The sequence below is a fragment of the Kamptonema formosum PCC 10802 genome (genome assembly GCF_000332335.1).
Lineage (GTDB): Bacteria > Cyanobacteriota > Cyanobacteriia > Cyanobacteriales > Oscillatoriaceae > Oscillatoria.
The window spans coordinates 604,767-609,914 of sequence record NZ_KB235949.1 but is presented as its reverse complement, the minus strand read 5'-3'; the positions used below and the strand labels follow the sequence as shown (position 1 = coordinate 609,914).

The window sequence follows — 5,148 nt, the reverse complement described above, 5'->3', positions numbered from 1 at the left end:
GGGGGCTTTGAGTATTTCCCCCCCTTTTTAAGGGGGGGCTAGGGGGGGATCTCACCTGACTCACTGGTAAGTAGAAACTTGGGTTAGATAGTATGTTTTCTGGAGCTGAAAAGGCTTTACTGCCCCCTTTTTCAATCCAAAATCCGGGCATCCAAAATCCAAAATTGGGATTAGGCATCCGTGTCGCCCTCCAACCGAAGGAAATGCACCCGCCCCGATTCCTCGCCCGCCACAACCGTCACCCCATCCTGCGCAACCGCACAGCACTTTATAGGACTGTCGCCGGTGAAACTGGCAATCAGCTTCCCACTGCGCAAATCCCAGATTTTCACGGTTCTGTCATCTGAACCCGAAATCGCCCGCAACCCATCCGGGGTGACGGCGACAGCATTTACCAAGCCGCTGTGACCCTTTAGGGTGTGCAGTTTCTTTCCAGAAACCAGATTCCAGACTTTCACGGTTCCGTCATCTGAACCCGAAATCGCCCGCAACCCATCCGGGGTGACGGCGACAGCATTTACCCAGTCGCTGTGACCCTTTAGAGTGTGCAGTTCCTCTCCAGAATCCAGATTCCAGACTTTCACGGTTCCGTCACGTGAACCGGAAATCGCCCGCGACCCATCCGGGGTGACTGCGACAGCATATACCGGGGCGCTGTGACCTTCCAGGGTGAGCAGTTCCTCTCCAGAATCCAGATTCCAGACTTTCACGGTTCCGTCACGAGAACCGGAAATCGCCCGCGACCCATCCGGGGTGACTGCGACAGCACTTACCCAGTCGCTGTGACCTTTCAGGGTGTGCAGCAACTGATCTCCAGGGGTAGTAAAGCTAGGGGTCAGGGGACGCAACCAAGGTTTATCTTTCCACAGCTTTGCTACATCCAGCATTTGCTGAATTTCGGGCTGTTTAAAACACTGCAATCGCCCCCAGAGTTGCTCCGCCAGTCGCGTCTTATCCTGATTTAAAACACGCACCGACAGTCCCAGCGCCCCTTGGATCAACTTCAGCGCCTTCCCCTTCTCCGGGCTATACTCCCGGCACTTCAATACCTCTGGTTCGCCTGCAAGATAGTAATCCCTAATCAGCGCTAGCACCCCAAACTCAGGGTGGTTAATTTTTGCCTCCAGGAATTCAAAATTTGTCAGGGTTTGGCAATATTTTCCAAACTCACCCGACTTGGCCTGAGTTCGCGGCAAGCTGCCCAGATAAGCGCGTTGAAAAGCGGCTGTTTTGGCCGCTAATTTGTCAGCCAATCTCCCCATCTTGCCCCATCTCCTTTTCCAAGTATTCAGCAATGCGCCGGTTCACCTCGACAAACAGCTTGCGTTTTGAATCCAGCTCCCGTTTGCTTTTCAGGAAGTCAAGGAAACTGGTATGATAGATAGTGTAGCAGGTTTCACCTTGGATTTCTTGTTCCTTCAAATACTCAAACCACTCATCCAACAAAACCTCTCGCACGTCACATTCATCCCGATCAGCAATCTTCGCAATCATCTCGCAGGGAACCGGCGTCCCAATCTCCACCAAGATAAACAGGACAATCGCTTTGGCTTTCTTGGACGCATCATCCATATTCATCCGCCCCCAGTAGGATTGATAATAGTCCTGAAGACCGGCTGGCAATTGCTCTAAAGTCAGGTCATTATAGAAACCGCGAGCAATTTCTGGCAAAACATAGCGCAAATACAGGAAATTGCTCTGACTCTTTGCCGCTACTTGCTCGACAAACGCTTCCGGAGCAATCTGGCGGTCTTTAATCCACTTTTTCAAGTCGTCCTTCTGTTCTGACTTGTCGCGAAAGAAGCGAATATACTCTTTCACATCTTCCCGACTCAAATCAGGGAACTTCCTTAAATCCAACTCCCCCACCGGCGCAGAGACAGTCAAACGCTTGTTCTCTGGGGTATAGGGGCGGCGCGTCAGCAGGAAATAGACGCGCTTCGGAAGCATCCCCGGTAAATATAAAAGATTTTTGTCGTCTCCTGGTTGCTCCACTTCATCCAGCGCATCCACCACAATCACGAGGCGTTCGTCCCCCGCAAGTTCTTTGCTTGCCTTTTCCAGTAAAGCCGGCAACTCATCTGTCTCTGCATTCAGCAAGGGGTAGCGCTTCATCAGCTGTTGGCGAATGCTTTCCAGGAACCGGTCGGGTTTATTGCGCCCCTCGGCGCGAATATTGAAATAGCAGGGCGATTTGTGTTCCAGGACGTACTTAGCAGAAATGGCACTTTTCCCCATCCCCGGTTCTCCCACCACAGTGAAGTAACCGCAGGGCTTTTCTTTGAGGAAGTTGTCAAAGGCGTCAAAGACGAACCCGCGCCCGCAAAACGTCCGAGTTTTATCTTCGATTAAGGCTTTAAACTCCGCTGGAACCTTGTCCACAGTCCAGTCCGGGTAAGGCTGAAATTCGCCGGCTCCAGTGCGCCGCGCTACGGTGATAAAAGCTTTCCCGAACTCTTCTAACTCTGGACGGATGTCAATTTTCGCCGCTCGGATCTCATCCCCCAAGATATTCCACTCAAGAAAATGTTCTACTTTCCTGAGAAACCATAAAGGACTTTTTGACCTATAGGCGTCCCAAAAGGCTTTTTTGATTTCCTTCTCTCGCCAGAGGTTAAGAATCGTTTCTGGCTTGCCCACGCCATACTCCACTAAAGTGTAAGCGTAAACCCCATCCACATCTTTGGGAGGCTGTACAGGGTCAAACCCGAAGTCCTTTAATATTTTGATAACAGCTTCATTGCGCTGAGCTTGATTCATAGCTAGGCTCGCAGCGGGACGCGCCATACTGCTAATCGCTTTAATTACGGAGTCCAGGTTGAACATTGCTTGTCTGGGGCATTCGTTTACACTTCCCTCTATTATAAGCGCCGGTTAACTATACCGGACTGATAGATAAATTATTGTCAAATATAAATATGTTATAATTATGTCAAGTCGAGACAAGGGAAGCTTATCCGAAATTCTCCCCTGCGGGAAGCCGGTATCCCGCTGTAGAAAAGTGTGCCGGCGCGATATGCCATCAAGGCGTAGGACCGGCGTCCCGCCTGTCCCCTGAATGCGCAGGCGAGACGCCTGCGCTACGTCATAGGACCGGCATTCCCTCCGACCCAAAACCCCCCTCCCAGGCGTAGGACAGGCGTCCCGCCTGTCCCAAAAACCCCCCTCCCAGACGTAGGACCGGCCTCCCGCCTGTCCCCACGGGGGGCAAATCCCCTAAACATTTGGTCAATCCCTTGCTATAGTCACAGAAGAAGGGCTAAACTCATGCGAAAAAATAGGGGTAAGCGTAGTGTACGCTTCACAGAAAAGGCCAGAGCCAGGGCCAGATAGTGCTGATTTCCCCAAGTTGCTCGATCCCGCATTGCTCAGAGCAGCTCGGAAAATCTATCGTACCTACCAGGAAGTTCATGCCGCTCGTCTTCAGCGCCCCCTCGGTGTGGTCATCGACCGGCTGACTTATCGGGGCCAATTGATTCTATCCCGCAAGCCAATCTTGTTGCCAAACGAATCTTTTGTGCCTTTTGAGCAGATTGAATCGGAACTCTATTAAGGGCGTCGGGGATGGCGCATGATGGCATTGGGCGCGGGACACCAAGGCACGAGCACCCCACCTCCGCCGCGCAACGCACCCCACATCGCCCACCCCGCACCGCACACCTCACACTTCTACATAAGTGGACACGCTCGTCACCTTTGCCGCCGGCTTGATTGTCTTCGCCTTGGGAGCTTCTATTGGCAGCTTCCTGAATGTGGTTGTCTACCGGCTGCCGGCGGGTCTGTCCCTCCTGTGGCCACCGTCTCGCTGCCCCAAATGCCTCAACCGGCTCGGCGCTCGTGAAAACGTGCCGGTGTTCGGCTGGCTGTGGCTGCGCGGGCGCTGCCGGCACTGCCGCAGTCCCATTTCCCCGCGCTACCCCCTCGTGGAAGCCGCCACCGGCACCCTCTTCTTGCTGGTTTTCTGGCAATTTGGCCCGACTTGGCAAACCGCCGGCTACTGGGCGTTCTTCAGCTGGCTGCTGGCACTCTCCCTGATCGACTTCGATACCATGACCCTGCCCAATCCTCTCACACAATCGGGATTGGTTGCCGGTTTAGCCTTTCAAACCGCAGCCGGTTTTCTGCCGGCACTCGCCGGTGCCGGTGCTGTCAAACAGCTGATGTCAGGCATTATCGGCGCAGTTGTGGGAATCTGGCTGCTCGACATTATCGCCTTCGTTGGCTCCCTCGCCTTTGGGCGAACCGCAATGGGTGCGGGAGACGCCAAACTGGCAGCCATGATGGGAGCGTGGTTGGGGTGGAAGTATTTGCTGATCGCCGGCTTTCTCGCCTGCGCCATCGGTGCCTTTGCCGGTGGCGGCGCAATCGCCCTCGGCTGGCTGGATCGCCGCCATCCCATGCCCTTTGGCCCCTTCCTGGCCATCGGTGCCGGCATCGCCGCCCTTTGGGGCGAAGCGATTCTCTCCACCTACCTGCGGCTATTTTTCCCCCTCAGTTAATCCCTGTTTTCAGGCGCGATACATCGCGTGTGTGCCAGAATTTACCCTCGTTCCCAGGCGGAGCCTGGGAACGCTGCTTTGGAGGCTCTGCCTCTTTTTTACAACCAGCAGCATTATAGCGCAATAGCTTATTAGATTGCAATAATGCGCGAGCCGATTGGGCTTTAGCCCAACTGCGAACCTTTTGGGCTAAAGCCCAACTACAAACTTTGGGCTATAGCAGCAGTCATATTGGTTAGAACAATAGAAGCTTCGGGAGCTCTGGAGCAAGGGAGGCCGGAATGTAGGTTTCCTAAATGCTTACTGCTATATAGACGTAGGGGAGGCGTCCGCCGAGCCTGAAGGTCTAATGTTCTAACCTAAGTGCATACTGCTATATCTGTCCGCCGCAGCCCGTTCCCACGCACGGCAACTTATCTAATATCCGGTTGAAAGCATATATACAAAAACGGTCTGAAGGCGCGTTTTGCAAATCTCATTTAATCGGAAAATTTCTCATTTACGGCAATTTGCTGCCGAAAAGCGGCCACCGGCAGCCGAAAGTGGGCCACGAACAGCCGATTGGCCCCACAGAAGGGGGTGCCGGCGGGGGCAAAGTTATCTAATCTCCGGTTGAAAGCATATATACAAAACCTGTCTGAAGGCGTGT

The 5,148-nt window shown here is 53.5% G+C and carries 4 protein-coding genes; 2 read left to right on the top strand and 2 right to left on the bottom strand.

Annotated features, from left to right (window positions below):
• Nucleotides 1–170: 170 nt before the first annotated feature.
• The gene (locus OSC10802_RS43040) at nucleotides 171–1,262 is read right to left on the bottom strand and encodes a WD40 repeat domain-containing protein (protein WP_017721068.1); all 1,092 of its coding nucleotides are present in this window, start codon (nucleotides 1,260–1,262) and stop codon (nucleotides 171–173) included.
• Entirely contained in the window at nucleotides 1,246–2,826 is a 1,581-nt protein-coding gene (locus OSC10802_RS0133160) for an AAA family ATPase (RefSeq protein ID WP_017721067.1), read from the bottom strand. The genes OSC10802_RS43040 and OSC10802_RS0133160 overlap by 17 nt, the downstream gene beginning before the upstream one ends.
• Nucleotides 2,827–3,292: 466 nt before the next feature.
• Here OSC10802_RS0133160 and OSC10802_RS0133155 point away from each other — a divergent pair, with 466 nt between their 5' ends.
• Both OSC10802_RS0133155 and OSC10802_RS0133150 read left to right on the top strand, forming a co-directional pair.
• The gene (locus OSC10802_RS0133155) at nucleotides 3,293–3,553 is read left to right on the top strand and encodes a hypothetical protein (protein ID WP_017721066.1); all 261 of its coding nucleotides are present in this window, start codon (nucleotides 3,293–3,295) and stop codon (nucleotides 3,551–3,553) included.
• Between the two features lie 124 nt (nucleotides 3,554–3,677).
• Entirely contained in the window at nucleotides 3,678–4,499 is an 822-nt protein-coding gene (locus OSC10802_RS0133150) for a prepilin peptidase (RefSeq protein WP_017721065.1), read from the top strand.
• Nucleotides 4,500–5,148: the final 649 nt, after the last annotated feature.

What these genes read in the sequence shown, in the direction of transcription:
- OSC10802_RS43040 (WP_017721068.1), bottom strand. Translation starts at nt 1,262, where the DNA reads ATGGGGAGATTGGCTGACAAATTAGCGGCCAAAACAGCCGCTTTTCAA.
- OSC10802_RS0133160 (WP_017721067.1), bottom strand. Translation starts at nt 2,826, where the DNA reads ATGTTCAACCTGGACTCCGTAATTAAAGCGATTAGCAGTATGGCGCGT.